Raw genomic sequence first — 18383 nt, forward strand, 5'->3', positions numbered from 1 at the left:
GGGGACGGCTTCAGACGGCGGGCAGGATCCGGACGTCGTCCGCCTTCACGAAGGCGATGCGGTGTCCGAACTGGATCTGCACGTACTTCGTCTTGCCCTTGACGACCACGTGGTTCGCCGGGTCGAACGTCGTCGCCGAGTAGTACTCGGAACCGAGGACGTTGCCGAGCGAGTATCGCTGCCCGGCGGAGAACGTGTACGGCAGCGGGATCACCTGCTGCACCGGCACGTTCGCCGGGTACGCCCCCGCCTCGGGATACGCGCGACCGAACACCGGCACGGTCGCCAGGCCGGGCTTCGGCGTGACGACCAGGCCGAACGCCGGGCTCGTCGTGCGCTGGTCGCGGAACCAGCCCTTCTGGCCGAGGTACCAGATCGCCGTCCAGCCGTCACGCCGCTCGGCGACCACGTAACGCTGGCCGGTCTCCGCGCGGCTGCCGATGTCGGAAACGGCCATCGTGCTCGCCGAACCGTCCGGGCGCAGGCCGATGTCCTTCAGCAGCGGTGCCGCGTCATTCGGCTCGCTGCGCAGCACGACCGAACCGGAACCCCTTGCCGGGCAAGGCTTTCCCGCGGTCTCGCAGCCGGTGAACGCGGGCTGGTTCGTGGCGAAGTCCGGCGTGATGGTCACCAGCGGCGAACCGGGGCGGCCGAAACCGGAGAGCGGCGCGCCCATCAGGTCGAAGTAGTGCGCCCAGTCCCAGTACGGGCCCGGATCCCAGTGCATGCCCTTGATGGTCGACGGGATCGTGCCGGGGACGTTGTCGTGGCCGAGGATGTGCGCGCGGTCGAGCGGGATGTCGTACTTCCGCGCGAGGTAGCCGACGAGCTTCGCGGAGGTGCGGTACATCGCCTCCGTGTACCAAGTGCCCTTCGCGGCGAAGCCCTCGTGCTCGATGCCGACGGACTTCGCGTTGACGTACCAGTTGCCCGCGTGCCAGGCGACGTCTTTGGTCGGCACGTGCTGCGCGATCTGGCCGTCCGACGAACGGATCGTGTAGTGCCAGCTCACGTAGGTCGGGTCACGGACGAGGTCCATCGCCGTGTCCCAGTAGCCCTCGGTGTCGTGGATGATGATGTATTCGACCTTTTGGCTCTTCGGCCGGTCCGCCTTGTCGTGGTTGCCGTAGTCGTTGTTCGGCAGCTCTTGGTACGGCGCCGGCACCGAAAGGCACGAAACCTTCTTCGGGCACTCGATCTTCGGGTCTTCGGCCTGGGCGCGCGCCGGGCTCACCGGTGACGCGGCGAGGGTGACGTTCTGGCCGTCGTCGGTCCTGCGGCTGACGCCCTTGGAGATGGTGTCGAAGACTTCGTCGGCGAAGGACTGCGCGCCCTCCGCGTCCTTCGCGCCGCTGTAGCGCGCGACGGCGGCCCTCCAGTCGCCGGTTTCGCGCTGGTACTTCGCCAGCAGGGCGGCGCCACCGCGGATGTTCTGCGTGGTGTTCGTGCGCAGCGTCTCGACGTCCTGGCCGATCAGCGTGGCCGCCTCGTCGATGGTCTGGAGACCGGGCGGGGGAGGCTTCGGCGCCGGCGTCACCGGGAGTTTCGCCGTGCGGGCGTCGTCCCCGCGCGGATCCTCTTCGCCGTCGTCGTGATGCGTGCCCGTGCCCGCTTCGCGCAGGTCGGTCAGGTGCATCGGGCCGTAGCCGGCGGACGTGCTCGGGGTGCCGGCGTTGAAATCCCAGCGGGACTCCAGGAACGAGACGCCGAGCAGGACGTTCTCGGGAACGCCGAACTCCCGCGCGGCGGCCGCGAAGTCCCGCTGACGCTGTTGATCCGCCGGAGCGGCTTCAGCGGGGACGGCGGCGAGGAGCCCGGCGGTGAGGCTGAGGATCGCGAGCCCGGCGGTCCGTCTGGACCGGCGCCGGGGCGGCGCGAGGGAAACGGGACGGAAGGGACGCGGCATGGGCGTATACCCCCAGTGACTAGGTCTGCTGAACAGGACCGACCCCAATGGTCGGAACCTAACCAGAAACCTGCTTGGTCCGTAAGGCCCCTCCGGATCGCGATTAGGGGGCTAAACGCAGGTCGGTGGCAAGGTGGGGGGCATGGGTGAGGTGCGGGAGCTTCTGCGGGGGAAGGACCACGTCTTCCTCGACTTCGACGGTCCGGTGTGCGACGTGTTCGCCCGGCTGTCGGCGAGCGAGGTGGCCGACAGGCTGAAACGCCTCGTCGAACCCGAGGTGATCGCCTCGGCCGATCCGTTCGACGTACTCCGGTTCGCGGTCTCTTGTGGGCCGAACACCGCGAACGTCGTTGAGCGGCAGCTCAGCCGCCTTGAAGGGGAGGCGGTCGCGCAGGTCCCGCCGGCACCCGGGGTCGCGGACGTGCTGCGTGACTGGCGTGCGCAGGGCTTCACGGTGACGGTCGTCAGCAACAACTCCGTCGACGCGGTCAGGGCGTTTCTGGGACTGCACGATCTCGCCGAGCTCGTTCGCGGGATCAGCGCGCGGACGTCGAGCGACCCGGCGCGGCTGAAGCCCGAACCCGCGCTCCTCGACGCGGCGGTGAAGGCACTCGGCACGTCGCCGGGGCAGTGCGTCATGGTCGGCGACTCGGCGGCGGACATCCTGGCCGCTCGCGCCGCCGGTGTCGCCTCGATCGCTCTCGCGAAGACGCCGGCGAAGCGCCGGGCCCTCGCGGCCCTTGACCCCGATGCCCTGGTGACCGACCTCGCCGACCTGCGTTTCGCGGGCTAAACGCGCTCCGGCGGAACCAGGGCGGAACAAAACGGCCGGTCAGGGGCTCGCGGACAAGGTGAGCGGACCCTCCTTGCGAAGCTGGCACTCACATGGCTAGAGTGCTAATTGCACGGCCCGAACACGCCCCGGCACCCGCGACGGCGGGGGTGGTAGGAGCCGTAACTAATCCTGCCAACGCTTTCGACGACCGTGGAGGTCAACCCGGTGAGCGTGAACATCAAGCCGCTCGAGGACAAGATCGTTGTCCAGACGAGTGAGGCCGAGGAGACGACCGCTTCCGGCCTCGTCATCCCCGACACCGCCAAGGAGAAGCCCCAGGAGGGCAAGGTTCTGGCCGTGGGCCCGGGCCGCATCGACGACAAGGGCAACCGCGTCCCGCTCGACGTTTCCGTCGGCGACGTCGTCATCTACTCCAAGTACGGCGGCACCGAAGTGAAGTACAACGGTGAGGACTACTTGATCCTTTCCGCTCGCGACGTGCTGGCCGTCATCAACTGACGTCCGCTCTCAGCGCATGACGCCCCGGGCCCCGCATTGCCGGGGAACGGGGCGTTCGTGTTTTCCGAGCTTTAGAACTGGAAGGTAAGCGGAACAGGCCATGCCCAAGCAGATCAGTTTCGACGAGGACGCTCGTCGCGCGCTCGAGCGCGGGGTGAACAAGCTCGCCGACGCGGTCAAGGTCACCCTCGGCCCGCGCGGTCGCCACGTCGTGCTCGACAAGAAGTTCGGTGGCCCGACCATCACCCTCGACGGCGTCACCGTCGCTCGCGAGATCGAGCTCGACGACCCGTTCGAGAACCTCGGCGCCCAGCTCGCCAAGAGCGTCGCCACCAAGACCAACGACGTCGCCGGTGACGGCACCACGACCGCGACCGTGCTCGCGCAGTCGCTGGTGAAGGTCGGCCTGCGCAACGTCGCCGCCGGTGCCAACCCGACCGCCGTCGGCCGTGGCATCGAGGCCGCCGCGGAGAAGGTCATCGCGGTCCTCAAGGAGAAGGCGACCCCGGTCAAGGGTCGCGACAACATCGCCCAGGTCGGCACCGTCACCTCGCGTGACGCGGCCATCGGCGCCCTGCTCGGCGAGGCCGTCGAGCGGGTCGGCGAAGACGGTGTCATCACGATCGAGGAGTCGTCCACGCTGGCGACCGAGCTCGTGATCACCGAGGGTGTCCAGTTCGACAAGGGTTTCCTGTCGGCGCACTTCGCGACCAACCCGGAGGAGCAGAAGGCGATCCTCGAGGACGCCTACATCCTGCTCGTCCGCGAGAAGATCTCGTCGCTGGCCGACCTGCTCCCGGTGCTGGAGAAGGTCGTCGAGGCCAAGAAGCCGCTGCTGATCATCGCCGAGGACGTCGACGGCGAAGCGCTGTCCACCCTCGTGGTGAACTCGCTGCGCAAGACGATCACCGCCGTCGCGGTCAAGGCGCCGTTCTTCGGTGACCGCCGCAAGGCGTTCCTGGACGACCTCGCGGTCGTCACCGGTGGTGAGGTCATCTCGGCCGAGATCGGGCACAAGCTGTCCGAGACCACGCTGGCCCAGCTGGGCAACGCCCGCCGGATCGTCGTCACCAAGGACGACACCACGCTCGTCGACGGTGCCGGCACCAAGGACGACATCGCGGGCCGCGTCGCGCAGATCCGCAAGGAGATCGAGAACACCGACTCCGACTGGGACCGCGAAAAGCTGCAGGAGCGGCTGGCGAAGCTCGGCGGCGGTGTCGCGGTGATCAAGGTCGGCGCGGCCACCGAGACCGAGCTGAACGAGCGCAAGCACCGCATCGAGGACGCCGTGGCTTCGACCAAGGCGGCCGTCGAAGAGGGCATCCTGCCCGGCGGCGGCTCGGCTCTCGTGCACGCGGTCAAGGAGCTCGACGGCGGCCTCGGCCTCGAGGGCGACGAAGCGACCGGTGTGCGCATCGTCCGCGACGCGCTGTCCGCCCCGCTGTTCTGGATCGCGACCAACGCGGGCCACGAGGGTGCGGTCATCGTGAACAAGGTCCAGGAGCAGAAGTGGGGGCACGGCTTCAACGCCGCCACCGGTGAGCTCACCGACCTGCTGGCCGCCGGCATCGTCGACCCGGTCAAGGTGACCCGGTCCGCGGTGGCGAACGCCGCTTCCATCGCGCGGCTCGTGCTCACGACGGAGAGCTCCGTCGTCGAGAAGCCGGTCGAGGAGGAGCCCGCCGCGGCCGGTCACGGCCACGCGCACTAGTTCCACCCCTGAAGCGGGGCGGCACTCCACTCGGAGTGCCGCCCCGTTTTGCTGTCCCGCCCTTCCCGCACCCGGATCGCGTTTAGCCCGCGAAACGCGATCCGGGTGCGGGAGGGGTGCGGCCGCGGGCAGAGCGACTTTCGCGGGCTAACCGCGATCTGACGGGATCCCCGCGCCGACCTGCGTTTCGCGGGCTAAACGCGATCCGGCCCCGCTCACCTGCGTTTCGCGGGCTAAACGCGCTCCGGTGCCCGGACATGCGGAAGGGCGGCACCCCACCCGGATGCCGCCCTTCCGCGTTGCCGACCCGGCCGGATCAGCCGTTCGACATGCTCAATGTGCGCTTGTCCGCCTTGATGATGTGCTCGCGTTCCGATTCCGACAGCCCGCCCCAGATCCCGTACGGCTCATGCACGGCGAGTGCGTGGTTCCGGCACATCGCCAGTACCGGGCAGGCCAGGCACACGGCTTTGGCCCTCGCCTCGCGGCGGGCTCTGGCCGGCCCGCGCTCGCCGTCAGGGTGAAAGAAGGACGCGCTGTCCATGCCTCGGCACGACCCTTCGAGCTGCCAGTCCCATACATCCGCGTTGGGCCCCGGGAGCCTGCGTGTGTCCGCCATCCTGACCGCCTCCGTCATCCGGTCGAAGCGTTTACCTGCTCTGCTGCGCTGCGGATACTCCATTCGGTGCAACGGCGGTAACGTTAGAAGCGCGCCAATACTTGTTCAAGAGATTCAAGACGATTCAGCCGTTAGGCATCCCCCGGATGTGTGAGCCGTACTTTCCGCTCCGGTTGCCCCTGCCCCGGCCTGCCTGGATATTGGGTCGAGTGGGATCTCGGACGAGCAGTGAAGAACCCACCCTGCCGGTGGCCTCCGTCGCTCGCCGGCTCGGGGTCGCACCGTCCACCCTGCGCACCTGGGACCGCAGATACGGCGTAGGGCCGAGCCGCCACACCAACGGCCGTCACCGCCGCTACGGCAGCTCCGACATCGGCCGTCTCGAACTGATGCAGCGCGCGCTCCTTCGCGGCGCCTCGACGGCCGAAGCGGCGAAGTACGCCCTCGAGCAGATGCCCAGGATGGCGACGGAGCCTCCGGAATCCACCGTCGTCCAAGTGGCGGAGCAGGTCGCCGCGCCGGCCTCCGAAGATCACGACGTCCCGTCCCGGCTCGCCAGGCGGTTGAGCACGGCCGCGCTCGCGATGGATTTCGGCGCGGTCCAGCGCATGCTCGCCGACACGATCCGCGAACTCGGCGTCCTGCCCGCCTGGACCGGTGTCGTGTCGCCGGTCCTGACCGCGCTCGGCGCGCGCTGGCGCGGGGTGAGCGCCGGAGCGGAGGTCGAGTACCTGCTCGCCGAATGCGTGTACGCCGCCCTCGTCCGCGCGACGCCGGTGCTCCGCGAGCCGCGTAACCAACGCCCGGTCCTGCTGACCTGCGTCCCGGACGAGCGCGACAACATGCCGATGTACGCGCTCGCCGCGGCACTGGCGGGACGTCGGATCGGCGCCCAGCTCTTCGGGGCGTCCCTGCCAGCCGAAGTGCTCGCGGTGACCGTCCGCCGCAGCGTCCCGGCGGCGGTCGTCCTGTGGTCCGGCCGTCGGGCGACCGCGGACCCGCGCCTGTTCGCCAGGGTGTCCCGCGGCCGTCAGCGCAGCAGGCTGTTCGCGTGCGGTCCCGGCTGGGATCCCGCCACCCTCCCGGACAAGATCGAACTGCTCGGCGAACTGACGACCGCCGCCGACCGGATCGAGCACGTTCTTGTCGGTGCGAGGCGATAGAAAGGACGCATGGAATCGTCCTTGCGGTCCGCCGCGTTCGGTGACGGCGTGCCGCCGCCGGACCCGTTCGCGGTGCCCGTGTCGCCTCGCGGACGGTTGCTCGCCGCGATCGGGCTCGGTGCCCGCGGCCGGTATGCGGCGGCGGCGACGCTGCTGAACGAGTTGCGCGCGAACGGCAGCCCGGTGTTCGCGTCGCTGGCCGCGAGCACGCTGGCGTCGCATCGGCGGCAGTTGGGCGGGCACGCGGCGGCGCTCGTCCTCGACGGCGAGGCGCTCGCGCTGGCGATCGCGGAGCCGTCAGGCGAGCCCGACCCAGACGGTCTCGACGCCGAGGGCGCGCGAGCGGACGCCCTCCTGGGGCTCGCGGCGGACAACCTCGGGCGCGGCAGGCTGACCGCCGCCCGGCGGTTGGTCGCGCGGGCGGACGTGCACTGCGGCAACTGGCGGACCCGGACCAGGGCCGGTTGGGTGGGCGCGGAAATCGAACTGGCGGGTAACATTTCCGGGGCGGCCACCGCACCGGCGGAAATGGCGTGGGAAACCGCGCGCGCCAGGGGCGCGTGCCGACATGTCGTCAAATCGAGCCTGGTACTCGCCGTGACGATCGCGAATGGTGGTTCCGCTGAGCGGGATCGCGCGAAAGCGCTGGTAGAGAGCGCGCGTGAAACCGCCGAGAAATACGAATTCAATTCACTTCTGTGGGTGGCATGCCTGCTCGAGGCGGACTTCGGGGCAGGACACGCCGATGAGTATCGATCCAGAAGTGCCGAACTGTTGCACGCAGTGTTACGGCATGCGGATCCTTGCGGGAGGTGGCTCGCCCGGGAATCTCCGTGGGTCCCCCTCTGAGGGCGTCTAGCCTGTTGGAGGGCCCATTCCGGCAACCGGGCTAAGAACTTTCAAAAAAAGCCACCGGATCGTGTCAAGGTTCGGGCTAAAGCGTCCGATAGGGGAAGTGGAATGTCACCCGGCTGCAGGAAGGAAACCCCGTGACGACGGTCTTGATCTGCGACGACCGACGCAGTGTCCGCGAAGGGCTCACTCGAGTGATGTCCGCGGTCCCAGGGGTCAGTCGCATCGACTGCGTAGCGCACGGTGACGAGCTGCTGGCCCGGTACTCCCGTCAGCCGGTCGACGTCGTGCTGGTCGGAACCCAGCGCGCTGTCCCGACTGGCGTCGAAGCCACCCGGCGGCTCGTCTCTGCGAACCCCCAAGCGAACGTGATCGTGTTCGGCGCCCCGGACGACGCGGGCAGCATCGCCGCCGCCATCGCCGGCGGTGCGCGCGGCTACCTGCGCTGGGACGCCTCGCGTCCCGAGTTGGTCGCCGCACTGGCGCACACCCTCGCCAGCACCTCGGTGCCGGCGCCGCGTCAGCCGTCCGACCCCGGTGTCCAGCTCACCGAGCGCGAGCTCCAGGTGCTCCGCGGGATGAGCCAGGGCAAGAGCAACGGACAGATCGGCCGCGAGCTGTACCTGTCCGAAGACACCGTGAAGACCCACGCGCGCCGCTTGTTCCGCAAGCTCGGCGTTCGTGACCGCGCTCAGGCGGTCGCCCACGGATTCCGCCGTGGACTTGTTTCCTGACAACGCTTTCCTGATTTCATCGGTCAGATTGCAGAACGGGTGACGAACGGGCCGGGGGAGAACCCCTGGCCCGTACCTGTGTTCCCTGTCACGCTTCGCGCTTTTATGTTCGACGCTCGGGCACTCTTGCCCGAGCGAGTCCGCCTCCGGGCGGACCGTCGTACCCCACTGCGTTCCGGCTCGTTGAAAGTTCGACTACGAGCGAAGGGAACCAGGAAGACCCGGGTTCAGCGTGCTCGCCGGAAAGGCGGCGCGCCGACGACGGCCGTCAGCGAAGGTGTCGGACCCGGGCGGTACGGTAGCTGTCACCGGTAGTGGTCTCCGAAGTCACACACCGGACTCTTTGCACGCCTATACGTAACACTGGGACTGTTGTCTGCGATGGCCAATGTGGGGGACGGACTGGATGAGCCGGTCGCCGCTGCTGTTGAGGGTGATCCTCAAGCGGTCGAGCGGTTGCTGGCGGCCATCCGTCCTTTGGTAGTGCGGTACTGCCGCGCTCGGGTTGGCAGGCAGGAGCGTTCGTTCGCTTCCGCAGACGACGTTGCTCAGGAGGTGTGTCTCGCGGTGCTCACGGCATTGCCTTCGTACCGTGATCAGGGCCGCCCGTTCCTGGCCTTCGTCTACGGGATCGCCCAGCACAAGGTGGCCGACGCGCATCGCGCCGCGGCCCGCAACCGCGCCGAACCGGTCGCCGAAGTCCCCGACGAGGTCGAGGGCGGCGTCGGTCCCGAGCAGCGTGCTCTCCAAGGCGAGCTGAACGAGCGCATGTCGCAGCTGCTGCGCGTCCTTCCCGACAAACAGCGTGAGATCGTGGTCCTGCGGGTTGTCGTGGGATTGTCCGCCGAAGAGACGGCAGAGGCCGTGGGGTCCACCCCCGGCGCCGTCCGGGTGGCCCAGCATCGCGCCCTCGCGCGCCTACGTAAGGTTCTGGCCGCTGAGGAGGTGATCTGAGTGACCGATCGCGACCATCGGTTCTCCCCTGGGACCGATCGTGAACTGACGGCTTTCGATAGAGGGCTGACGCCCTCGGAAGCCGAGTTCGCAGCTGATCTGTCGGCCGTCCAGGCCGATGACGCGCTGCTCGACGCGCTCGGCGGCTCGGATCCGAAGATGGCCGACGACCTCGGCGATCAAGAGCTCAACGCCCTGCTGCTGGCCTGGCGTCGTGACATCGACAGTGAGCCGCTGGCGGAACTCGTCGACGTCGACACCGCCGTCGTCACCGTGAAGACCGCCGCGCTCGCCCGTAAACACGGGGGAAGACGCCGGCTGCTGGTCCCGGTGGCCGCCGCCGCGGCCGTCCTGGCCATCGCCTTCGCCGGTACCGGTCTCGCCGCGAAGGACGCGCAGCCTGGTGACACTCTCTGGGGCCTGACCAAGGTGCTTTACGCCGACCACGCCCGGTCGGTCGAGGCCGCCGCGGCGGCCAAACTCGATCTCGAGAAGGCCAACCTCGCGCTCGCCGGCGGGCGCCTCGACGACGCACGCAAGGCGCTCGACGAGGCCCAGGCCGCGCTGAACCAGGTGACCGACGAAGAGAACCGCGATCAGCTGCTCGAACAGCACCGTCAGTTGAGCGCTCAGCTGCAGAACCCCGGTCAGCAGCCGCTGCCCCCGGATCAGCAGTTGCCTTCGCAGACGCCGGTCGCGACCACCCCGCAGCCCACCACGCAGCCGACGGCTCCGCCGACGTCGCTGCCGGGAGGCGGCAACCCCGGCACGTCGCTGCCGGGCACCACGACTCCCTCGCCGACTCCGCCGGCCACGACCAGTGAGCCTCCGCCGCCCACGACGTCGACCACGCCGCCGGCCTCGGGCAACGACCCGGGCGGCTCGCGGAACGAACCGTCGCCGGGTGCCGGAGCGCAGGCTCCCGCGGCCGCCGTCGATACGCCGTAACACCCCAGAACGCCGAAAGGGCCTGGTGAGATCTCTCTCACCAGGCCCTTCGGGGTCTCAGATCGCGTTTAGCCCGCTAAAGGCGCTCAGTAGGCGCTTTCGTTGGCTGTGACACCGTCCGCGAAGCCGCGGCAGTAGTCCCAGCTCACGTAGTCGCCGGGGTTCGGATCGAACGCGGGCTCGTGCGGCCGCATGCGGCCGTCGGCGAGCAACTGCTCGAGACTGGCGCGCAGCAGATGCCAGTCGTGATAGTGGGGTTCGTCGCATTCACCGCAGTCGACCACGATCCCGCGTACTCCGCGCGGCTCGAGAAGCGCCTGGTACACGGCGAGATCGGAGAGGTCGGCCAGCAACTCGGTGCGCTCTTCGTCGCTGATCGGCTCGTCGAGCCGGTCGGCGTCGTCGATGAACGCGCGGGCCGGGTCGTCCGGGTCATCCGCGAACGGGTCTGGGGGCAACGCATCTTGCGGCACGCCTGCACGCTACCGGGCGCCCACCCGGGCCGGGCGGCCGCCCGGCCCGGATATCATGAGGAGCAGGCCCCCGCCACGATGCCACCAGCCACGGCGGCTTCCCTCCATCACCGCCAGGAAGGCCCTTCGCCTGCTATGACCAGCGACAGCGTCACCGCCCCCGTCCCGAGCAAGTTCGCCATGCTCGGGCTGACCTTCGACGACGTGCTGCTGCTGCCGGCCGAGTCCGACGTGGTGCCCAGTGCGGTCAGCACCCGCACCCGGCTCTCGCGCAACGTCACCCTGAACATCCCGCTGGTCTCCGCCGCCATGGACACGGTCACCGAAGGCCGGATGGCCATCGCGATGGCGCGCCAGGGCGGGATGGGCGTACTGCAGCGCAACCTGCCGATCGACGACCAGGCGGCCGCCGTCGAGGTCGTCAAGCGCTCCGAAGCGGGCATGGTGACCGACCCGGTCACGTGCTCGCCCGAGGACACCCTCGCCGAGGTCGACGCCCTGTGCGCGCGGTTCCGGATCTCCGGCGTGCCCGTCACGGACGCCGCCGGGACGCTGGTGGGCATCATCACCAACCGCGACATGCGGTTCGAGGTCGACCACACCCGCGCGGTGCACGAGGTGATGACGAAGCCGCCGCTGGTGACCGCGCAGGTCGGCGTCACCGCGGAGGCCGCGCTCGGGCTGCTGCGCCGCCACAAGATCGAGAAGCTGCCCATCGTCGACGGTGCGGGCAAGCTGCGCGGGCTGATCACGGTCAAGGACTTCGTCAAGACCGAGCAGTACCCCAACGCCTCGAAGGACACCAACGGCCGCCTGATCGTCGGCGCCGCCGTCGGGGTCGGCCCGGACGGGCACAAGCGCGCGATGGCGCTGGCCGACGCCGGGGTGGACGTGCTGATGGTCGACACCGCGCACGGGCACTCCCGCGCCGTCGTCGAGACCGTCGCGCTGCTGAAGAAGGAACTGGGCGAAACCGTCGACATCGTCGGCGGCAACGTCGCGACCCGGGCCGGCGCGCAGGCGCTGGTGGACGCGGGCGCGGATGGGATCAAGGTCGGCGTCGGCCCCGGTTCCATCTGCACCACCCGTATCGTCGCCGGGGTCGGCGTGCCGCAGATCTCCGCGATCTACGAGGCCGACCAGGCGGCGCGCCCGGCCGGGATCCCGGTCATCGGCGACGGCGGCATCCAGTACTCGGGTGACATCGCGAAGGCGATCGCGTCCGGCGCGTCCACGGTGATGCTCGGCAGCCTGCTCGCGGGCACCGCCGAATCGCCCGGTGACCTGATCCTGGTCAACGGCAAGCAGTTCAAGACCTACCGCGGCATGGGCTCGCTGGGCGCCATGCAGTCGCGCGGCGAGGCGAAGTCGTACTCGAAGGACCGCTACGCCCAGGACGACGTGCTGAGCGAGGACAAGCTGGTCCCCGAGGGCATCGAGGGGCGGATCCCGTTCCGCGGGCCGCTCGCGAACGTCGTCCACCAGCTGGTGGGCGGGCTGCGGTCGGGGATGGGCTACGCGGGTGCGTCGACGATCCCCGAGCTGCAGGAGGCGCAGCTGGTGCGGATCACCGCGGCCGGGCTCAAGGAGAGCCACCCGCACGACATCACCATGACCGTCGAGGCGCCGAACTACACCACCCGTTAGTCCGCCCCTTAGGACACTTACCCATCCGGTTCCGTTCCCGGGAGACTTGGCCCGCTGATCAAGTCTCCTGGGAGGAACCCGATGTCTTTCACGTCGCGCCGAACCGCGCTCGCCGTCTTCGCCGCCGCCGCCCTCGGGCTCGGCGGCGGGGTGGCGGCTTCCGCCGTCCCCACCGCTTCCGCCGCGCCGTCCGCACCCGAGGCCGCCGCTCTCCAGGCGTCGCCGGGTGAGCTGTGGAAGCGCACCGAGCTGTACTTCGGGACGACGAAGCCGGGCGGCGGGGAGCTGACCGACGCGGAGTTCACCGCGTTCACCGACAAGGCCGTCACGCCGAGGTTCCCGGACGGGTTCACCGAGTTGACCGGGCGCGGCCAGTGGCGCGGTTCGGACGGGGTGATCTCGCGGGAGAAATCGAAGGTGATCGTCGTCGTGTACCCGTTCACCGATCGCGACGCGAACCGCGAGATCGAGGAGATCCGGACCGACTACAAGAAGGCCTTCGCGCAGGAATCCGTCCTCCGGACCGACTCCGTCGAAAAGGTCTCCTTCTGACCCCGAGCGCCTTTAGCGGGCTAAACGCGAAACGGGTGGGGCACCTGGGGCTGGTGTGACTTCCGGCCCGGTTCGGGTGCCCCGTGCGCAGGTCACCCACGCGGCCTAGCGACAATGGGGTGTAACGGTCGTCGGTGAGAAGGGACTTGACGTGCGGGATCTGGTCGAGATCGGCATGGGCCGCACCGCGCGGCGGGCGTATGACCTCGATGACGTGGAGATCGTGCCGTCGCGGCGCACCCGGTCGTCTTCGGTCGTGTCCACCGCCTGGCAGATCGACGCGTACCGGTTCGAGCTGCCGCTGGTCACGCACCCCACCGACGCGATCGTGTCGCCGGGAACCGCGGTGGCCGTCGGCGAGCTCGGTGGGCTGGGCGTCCTCAACGCCGAAGGGCTCTGGGCGCGGCACCCGAACGTCGAGGACGCGATCTTCCGCCTCGTCCGGGCGGCCGAGGACACCGAGGACCCGACCGCGATCGTGCGTGAGCTGCAGGAGCTGCACTCCGCCCCGATCCGGCTGGACCTGCTGACCGAGGCGATCAAGACCGTCCGCGAGTCCGGGGTCACCGTGGCCGCGCGGGTCAGCCCGCAGCACGCCGCCGAGCTCACGCCGGATCTGCTGGCGGCGGGCGTCGAGATCCTCGTCGTGCAGGGCACGATCATCTCGGCCGAGCACGTCCAGCGCGACGCCGAGCCGCTGGATCTGAAGGACTTCATCGGGCGGCTCGACGTCCCGGTGATCGCGGGCGGCGTGAGCGACTACCGCACCGCGATGCACCTGATGCGCACCGGCGCGGCCGGCGTCATCGTCGGCCACGGGGCCAGCCGCGGCGTGACGAGCACCGACAGTGTGCTCGGGATCGGGACGCCGATGGCGACCGCGATCGTCGACGCCGCGGCCGCGCGCCGCGACTACCTCGACGAGACCGGCGGCCGGTACGTCCACGTCCTCGCCGACGGTGGGATGAGCACGTCCGGCGACATCGCCAAGGCCATCGCCTGCGGTGCCGACGCGGTCATGCTGGGCGCGCCGCTGGCCGCCGCCTCCGAGGCGCCGGGGCAGGGGCTGTACTGGACGTCGGCGGCCGCGCACCCGTCGCTGCCGCGTTCGCGCGTGGCGCTGGGGCCGGACTACGCCGTCGACCTGAAGACGCTGCTGTTCGGGCCGTCCTCGGACGCTGAGGGTGTCGTGAACCTCTTCGGCGCGCTTCGCCGCGCGATGGCGAAGACGGGCTACTCGGACCTGAAGGAGTTCCAGCGGGTGGGCCTGACCGTTCGCCGCTGATGCTCGCTTCCCGGCCCGGATCGCGTTTAGCCCGCTAAACGCGATCCGGGCCGTTCTTTGCTCACGTGCCCCAATAGTCACACCTGCCCCATGTGCCCCACCAGTGTCGCGTTTAGCCCGCTAAAGGCGCTCTGAGGCCGCCTGGGCGGCGCGGGTGATTTCGGCGTGGCGGGATTTCCAGAAGGCCGGGTCTTTGGTGGGGGCCAGGTCGACGGAGCCGTCCAGTTGCTCTCGCAGAATGTCGGCGTGGCCGGCATGCCGGCTGGTTTCGGTGAGCATGTGGACGAGGATGTTGAACAGCATCACGTCGGGACGCGGCCACCACGGCACGCGCCCGGGCGCGTCGATGGGCAGCGCGGCGATCGTCGCGTCGGAGTGCTCCCAGACGCGCCGGTAACGGCCGATGACCTCCTCGCGGGTTTCGTGTTCGGTCGCCCACAGGTCCGTCCCGCGCTCAGGGATCGCCCCGGGGAACGGCCGATCGAAGACCTCGCCGAAGTAGCGGGCCTCCCACGCCGCCAGGTGCTTGACCAGGCCGAGAAGGTTGGTCCCCGTCGAAGTCAGCGGACGCCGGACGTCGTACTCGGAGAGCCCGTCGAGCTTCCGGAGCATCGCTTCACGGATCTCTCGCAGGTCACTGTGCAGGTATTCCTTCGCGAAATCGTCGATCACGACTCCGAGCATGCACCATCCGAGTGGAAGGTAACCGGCGAGTAACTTACCTCTGGTCAGAAGGGGTGGCCGGGGTTACAGTCGAGGGTGTGACTGCGAGTAACACCACCACTGAAGACGACTTCGACTACGACGTGATCGTCGTCGGCTCCGGGTTCGGCGGCAGTGTCGCCGCCCTGCGCCTGACCGAGAAGGGCTACCGCGTCGCCGTCATCGAGGCGGGCCGCCGCTTCGCCGACGACGAGTTCGCGAAGACGTCCTGGGACCTTCGCCGCTACGTCTGGGCGCCTCAGGTCGGCTGCTACGGCATCCAGCGCATCCACATGCTCAAGGACGTCATGGTGCTCGCCGGCGCGGGCGTCGGCGGCGGCTCGCTGGTCTACGCGAACACGCTGTACCGCCCGCTGAAGCCGTTCTACGTGGACCCGCAGTGGTCCCACATCACCGACTGGGAGGCCGAGCTCGGCCCGCATTACGACCAGGCCAGCCGGATGCTGGGCGTCGTCACCAACCCCAGCGTCACGCCGTCCGACGTCGTCATGAAGGGCGTCGCCGAGGACATGGGCGTGCCGGAGTCGTACCACCCGACCCCCGTCGGCGTGTACTTCGGCAAGCCGGGGGAGCGCGCGGAGGACCCGTACTTCGGCGGCGCGGGCCCGGCGCGCACCGGCTGCACCGAATGCGGCGCCTGTATGACCGGCTGCCGTGTCGGCGCCAAGAACACGCTGGTCAAGAACTACCTCTACCTCGCGGAGAAGGACGGCGCGAAGGTCATCCCCCTCACCACCGTGAGCGCGATTAGCCCGCTAAACGCAGGTGGGTACGAGGTGAGCATCAAGAAGACCGGGACCACCTCGCGCAAGTTCCGGCACAAGCTCACCGCGGGGCAGGTGGTGCTCGCGGCCGGTACGTGGGGCACGCAGAACCTGCTCCACAGCATGCGCGACACGGCCAAGCTGCCGAAGCTCTCGCCGCGTCTCGGCGAACTGACCCGCACGAACTCCGAGGCCATCATCGGCGCCGCCCGCACCTCGGTGGACGAGGAGCGGAACTTCAGCCGCGGCGTCGCGATCACGTCGTCGATCCACCCCGACGACAACACGCATATCGAGCCCGTCCGCTACGGCAAGGGCAGCAACGCGATGAGCCTGCTCCAGACCATCGCCACCGAAGGCGACTCGGCGGTCCCGCGCTGGCGCCAGGCCGTGAACTTCATGGTCAAGCACCCGGTCCAGACCGTGAAGCTGCTCAACGGCTACCGCTGGAGCGAGCGCACGGTGATCCTGCTGGTGATGCAGAGCCTCGACAACTCCATCACCACGTACACGAAGCGCGGGCTCTTCGGCCGCCGCAAGTACACGTCCAAACAGGGCCACGGCGAGCCGAACCCCAGCTTCATCCCCGCCGGGCACGAGGCCAACCTCCGCACCGCCGAGCGCATCGGCGGCATGGCGGGCGGCACCTGGGGCGAGATCTTCGACATCCCGCTGACGGCGCATTTCATCGGCGGCGCCCCGATCGGCACGGCGCCCGACAACGGCGTGATCGACCCGTACCACCGCGTCTTCAACTATCCCGGCTTGTCCATTGTGGACGGATCGGCCATCACGGCCAACCTCGGCGTGAACCCCTCGCTGACCATCACCGCGCAGGCCGAGCGGGCCTTCTCGTTCTGGCCCAACAAGGGTGAAAAGGACAGCAGGCCGTCGCAGGACGCGCCGTACGCGCGGCTCGAACCGATCGCGCCGAAGAATCCCGCGGTTCCGGCGGCCGCGCCGGCGGCACTTCGGCGCTAAGTTGGGGGAGTGACAGCCTCCGAACGCGCACACGCGCTGCTGAACCGCGTCCGCGCCCTCCACGAAGAATGGGCGCGCGTAGTAGGACAGATGGACGAGGAGGCCGTGCACGCCCCCAGTGCGTTGCCCGGTTGGACGCGCGCGCATCTGTTGTCCCATTTGGCGCGCAACGCCGACGGCCTGGTCAACCTGCTCACCTGGGCGAAATCGGGTGTCGAGACGCCGATGTACGCCGGTGAGGCGGCCAGGGACGACGACATCGAGAAGGGTGCGTACCGGTCCGCCGAGGAGATCGCCGAAGACGTCGTCGCGTCCGCGGCACGGTTCGTCGAAGTCGCCTCCAGCATGCCGGACGACGCGTGGCCGGTCCGCGTGCGCGCCCGGCAGGGACGTGAGATCCCGGCGGAGTTCGTGCTGTGGCTCAGGCTTTCCGAGACCGCCATCCACTTGGCGGATCTCGATCTCGGTTACGACTTCGGCCGGGTCGCGGAGTTGCTCGGCGACGAGTTCGAGATCGTCGTCGGCAACGCGATCGGCATGTACGGCGGCGAGCTGCCCTCCGTCCTGCTGGTCGCCGTTGGCGAAGACGGGACGCGTCACGAATGGCGGATGGGCGCCGGAGAGCCGGTCACGCTGACCGGCTCCCCGGGTGACGTCCTGGCGTGGATCACCGGCCGCAGCGACGGATCCACTTTGGACGGTACCGCGCCGCCGCTGCCGCATTGGCTGTGACGGCACGGTCTACAAAGGACTATGCGCGGAACGAGTCCACGCCGAACTGCTTCGCGATGTCGTCCAGCATCGCGTGCGCGCCCTGCAGGCTGACCGACGTGAACCACGTGGTGTCGTTGACGTCGATCACCTTTCCCTTGAGGGTGCCCCAAAGCGGGTTCGACTGGAACTTCGTCTTGGGACTCTCGGCCTGCTTGGTCTCGTCGGCATAGGTGGCGACGAAGATCGCTTCGGCGTCGAGTTTCCCGATCTCTTCCTGGCTCAGGTCGTTGGAGATCTTCGCCTTGTTGTCCGGCTGCCCGGCGGGCCGCTGTAGCCCGGCGTCGGCCATCACGGTGCCGGGGAACGACGCGCTGCTGTACAGCCGCACGGTCGGCTCCCCTTCGACGAAGCGGACCACCGACACGGCGGCGGACTTGCCGAGCTTGGCCTTGATCGCGTCACCGACCTTGCGGGCACGCTCCTCGTAGGCCTTGATCTTCTGCTCCGCCAAGGCTTCCTTGCCCAGCGCCTTGCCGAGCATCCGGATGTTGTCCTTCCAGGTGGCGCCGGTGGTCTGGCTGAACACCGTGGGCGCGACCTTGCCGAACTCCGCGTAGAACTTCTCGTGACGCACCTTCGCCGAAACGATCAGATCCGGCTTGATGTCGTACAGCTTCTCGATGTCCGGGCTTTCGAGCGCGCCGATCTCTTTGGCGCCCTCGGCGTACTTGCGGTCGTCGCCCAGGTAGTCCGGCAGCTTGTCGTAGTTGCGATATTTGGTGTACGCCACGACCTTCGTCTCGAGCGCCAGCGTCGCGTCGACGTAGCTGGAGTCCAGCGCCGCGACGGTGGCGGGCTGCTTGTCGATCGTGGTCGACCCCATCACGTGTTCGATGGTGCGCGGGAATCCACTTTGGCCGGTGCCGGTGGAGGCGGATTCCTGTGCCCCGCCACCGCATGCGGAGAGTGCCAGGCAGGCGGTCACGGCGAAGGCGACGGCTGCGCGCCGGGGTGGGGTCATGGGTCACTCTTTCTGTGCGGTTAGGCTTTCCTAACCGGA

The 18383-nt window shown here is 69.0% G+C and carries 18 protein-coding genes; 13 read left to right on the forward strand and 5 right to left on the reverse strand.

The window, feature by feature from the left end:
- Nucleotides 1–10 precede the first annotated feature (10 nt).
- On the reverse strand, nucleotides 11–1906 hold the full coding sequence (locus AB8M46_RS15435; protein ID WP_394360544.1) for an N-acetylmuramoyl-L-alanine amidase: 1896 nt from the start codon (nucleotides 1904–1906) through the stop codon (nucleotides 11–13).
- Between the two features lie 142 nt (nucleotides 1907–2048).
- Here AB8M46_RS15435 and AB8M46_RS15440 point away from each other — a divergent pair, with 142 nt between their 5' ends.
- From AB8M46_RS15440 to groL, 3 genes are all read left to right on the forward strand, one after another.
- Nucleotides 2049–2699 (forward strand): HAD family hydrolase, encoded by a 651-nt coding sequence (locus AB8M46_RS15440; protein WP_394360545.1) that lies wholly within the window; start codon nucleotides 2049–2051, stop codon nucleotides 2697–2699.
- A 207-nt stretch (nucleotides 2700–2906) separates the two neighbouring features.
- A complete protein-coding gene (gene groES, locus AB8M46_RS15445; protein ID WP_007031106.1) occupies nucleotides 2907–3200 on the forward strand; it encodes a co-chaperone GroES in 294 nt (97 codons plus the stop codon).
- Nucleotides 3201–3300: 100 nt separating this feature from the next.
- Nucleotides 3301–4914 carry a chaperonin GroEL gene (gene groL / locus AB8M46_RS15450; RefSeq protein ID WP_037332565.1) on the forward strand — a complete coding sequence of 538 codons (1614 nt, stop codon included), beginning with the start codon at nucleotides 3301–3303 and terminating at the stop codon, nucleotides 4912–4914.
- A gap of 316 nt (nucleotides 4915–5230) precedes the next feature.
- On the opposite strand, the gene AB8M46_RS15455 is transcribed toward groL, so the two are convergent.
- Nucleotides 5231–5551 (reverse strand): WhiB family transcriptional regulator, encoded by a 321-nt coding sequence (locus AB8M46_RS15455; protein WP_007031108.1) that lies wholly within the window; start codon nucleotides 5549–5551, stop codon nucleotides 5231–5233.
- Between the two features lie 230 nt (nucleotides 5552–5781).
- Here AB8M46_RS15455 and AB8M46_RS15460 point away from each other — a divergent pair, with 230 nt between their 5' ends.
- The 5 genes from AB8M46_RS15460 (at nucleotide 5782) to AB8M46_RS15480 (ending at nucleotide 10184) form a co-directional block, all read left to right on the forward strand.
- The gene (locus AB8M46_RS15460) at nucleotides 5782–6696 is read left to right on the forward strand and encodes a MerR family transcriptional regulator (protein WP_394360896.1); all 915 of its coding nucleotides are present in this window, start codon (nucleotides 5782–5784) and stop codon (nucleotides 6694–6696) included.
- Between the two features lie 9 nt (nucleotides 6697–6705).
- Nucleotides 6706–7545, forward strand: a complete 840-nt coding sequence (locus tag AB8M46_RS15465; protein ID WP_394360546.1) for a hypothetical protein — start codon at nucleotides 6706–6708, stop codon at nucleotides 7543–7545.
- A 140-nt stretch (nucleotides 7546–7685) separates the two neighbouring features.
- On the forward strand, nucleotides 7686–8282 hold the full coding sequence (locus AB8M46_RS15470; protein WP_003073605.1) for a response regulator transcription factor: 597 nt from the start codon (nucleotides 7686–7688) through the stop codon (nucleotides 8280–8282).
- A gap of 381 nt (nucleotides 8283–8663) precedes the next feature.
- On the forward strand, nucleotides 8664–9236 hold the full coding sequence (locus tag AB8M46_RS15475) for a sigma-70 family RNA polymerase sigma factor (protein ID WP_026467317.1): 573 nt from the start codon (nucleotides 8664–8666) through the stop codon (nucleotides 9234–9236).
- Nucleotides 9237–10184 carry an anti-sigma-D factor RsdA gene (locus AB8M46_RS15480; protein ID WP_378420509.1) on the forward strand — a complete coding sequence of 316 codons (948 nt, stop codon included), beginning with the start codon at nucleotides 9237–9239 and terminating at the stop codon, nucleotides 10182–10184.
- Nucleotides 10185–10270: 86 nt separating this feature from the next.
- Here the strand turns inward: AB8M46_RS15480 and AB8M46_RS15485 are convergent, their stop codons facing one another.
- Nucleotides 10271–10657 carry a DUF5319 domain-containing protein gene (locus AB8M46_RS15485; protein WP_005166667.1) on the reverse strand — a complete coding sequence of 129 codons (387 nt, stop codon included), beginning with the start codon at nucleotides 10655–10657 and terminating at the stop codon, nucleotides 10271–10273.
- A gap of 135 nt (nucleotides 10658–10792) precedes the next feature.
- Here AB8M46_RS15485 and guaB point away from each other — a divergent pair, with 135 nt between their 5' ends.
- The 3 genes from guaB (at nucleotide 10793) to AB8M46_RS15500 (ending at nucleotide 14141) form a co-directional block, all read left to right on the forward strand.
- Nucleotides 10793–12304 carry an IMP dehydrogenase gene (gene guaB, locus AB8M46_RS15490; protein ID WP_016331163.1) on the forward strand — a complete coding sequence of 504 codons (1512 nt, stop codon included), beginning with the start codon at nucleotides 10793–10795 and terminating at the stop codon, nucleotides 12302–12304.
- A gap of 81 nt (nucleotides 12305–12385) precedes the next feature.
- Nucleotides 12386–12856, forward strand: a complete 471-nt coding sequence (locus AB8M46_RS15495) for a DUF3574 domain-containing protein (protein ID WP_350591984.1) — start codon at nucleotides 12386–12388, stop codon at nucleotides 12854–12856.
- Between the two features lie 151 nt (nucleotides 12857–13007).
- The gene (locus tag AB8M46_RS15500) at nucleotides 13008–14141 is read left to right on the forward strand and encodes a GuaB3 family IMP dehydrogenase-related protein (protein WP_034304399.1); all 1134 of its coding nucleotides are present in this window, start codon (nucleotides 13008–13010) and stop codon (nucleotides 14139–14141) included.
- Nucleotides 14142–14261: 120 nt separating this feature from the next.
- Here the strand turns inward: AB8M46_RS15500 and AB8M46_RS15505 are convergent, their stop codons facing one another.
- Nucleotides 14262–14825: a DinB family protein gene (locus tag AB8M46_RS15505; RefSeq protein WP_394360547.1), complete on the reverse strand. Its 564-nt coding sequence runs from the start codon at nucleotides 14823–14825 to the stop codon at nucleotides 14262–14264.
- Between the two features lie 77 nt (nucleotides 14826–14902).
- On the opposite strand from AB8M46_RS15505, the gene AB8M46_RS15510 reads away from it, so the two are divergent.
- Together AB8M46_RS15510 and AB8M46_RS15515 are read left to right on the forward strand one after the other, a co-directional pair.
- Nucleotides 14903–16609, forward strand: a complete 1707-nt coding sequence (locus AB8M46_RS15510; RefSeq protein WP_394360548.1) for a GMC oxidoreductase — start codon at nucleotides 14903–14905, stop codon at nucleotides 16607–16609.
- Nucleotides 16610–16618: 9 nt separating this feature from the next.
- Nucleotides 16619–17341 (forward strand): maleylpyruvate isomerase N-terminal domain-containing protein, encoded by a 723-nt coding sequence (locus AB8M46_RS15515; RefSeq protein ID WP_037332548.1) that lies wholly within the window; start codon nucleotides 16619–16621, stop codon nucleotides 17339–17341.
- 19 nt (nucleotides 17342–17360) lie between these two features.
- Here AB8M46_RS15515 and AB8M46_RS15520 read toward each other — a convergent pair whose 3' ends face one another.
- A complete protein-coding gene (locus AB8M46_RS15520; RefSeq protein ID WP_394360549.1) occupies nucleotides 17361–18344 on the reverse strand; it encodes an ABC transporter substrate-binding protein in 984 nt (327 codons plus the stop codon).
- Nucleotides 18345–18383 lie beyond the last annotated feature (39 nt).

This window comes from Amycolatopsis sp. SB7-3 (assembly GCF_041021335.1).
GTDB lineage: Bacteria > Actinomycetota > Actinomycetes > Mycobacteriales > Pseudonocardiaceae > Amycolatopsis > Amycolatopsis japonica.

Coding starts and splice junctions, on each gene's coding strand:
- AB8M46_RS15465 (WP_394360546.1), top strand. CDS start 6,706: ATGGAATCGTCCTTGCGGTCCGCCGCGTTCGGTGACGGCGTGCCGCCG.
- AB8M46_RS15520 (WP_394360549.1), bottom strand. CDS start 18,344: ATGACCCCACCCCGGCGCGCAGCCGTCGCCTTCGCCGTGACCGCCTGC.
- AB8M46_RS15505 (WP_394360547.1), bottom strand. CDS start 14,825: ATGCTCGGAGTCGTGATCGACGATTTCGCGAAGGAATACCTGCACAGT.
- AB8M46_RS15455 (WP_007031108.1), bottom strand. CDS start 5,551: ATGACGGAGGCGGTCAGGATGGCGGACACACGCAGGCTCCCGGGGCCC.
- groL (WP_037332565.1), top strand. CDS start 3,301: ATGCCCAAGCAGATCAGTTTCGACGAGGACGCTCGTCGCGCGCTCGAG.
- AB8M46_RS15440 (WP_394360545.1), top strand. CDS start 2,049: ATGGGTGAGGTGCGGGAGCTTCTGCGGGGGAAGGACCACGTCTTCCTC.
- AB8M46_RS15475 (WP_026467317.1), top strand. CDS start 8,664: ATGGCCAATGTGGGGGACGGACTGGATGAGCCGGTCGCCGCTGCTGTT.
- AB8M46_RS15495 (WP_350591984.1), top strand. CDS start 12,386: ATGTCTTTCACGTCGCGCCGAACCGCGCTCGCCGTCTTCGCCGCCGCC.
- AB8M46_RS15435 (WP_394360544.1), bottom strand. CDS start 1,906: ATGCCGCGTCCCTTCCGTCCCGTTTCCCTCGCGCCGCCCCGGCGCCGG.
- guaB (WP_016331163.1), top strand. CDS start 10,793: ATGACCAGCGACAGCGTCACCGCCCCCGTCCCGAGCAAGTTCGCCATG.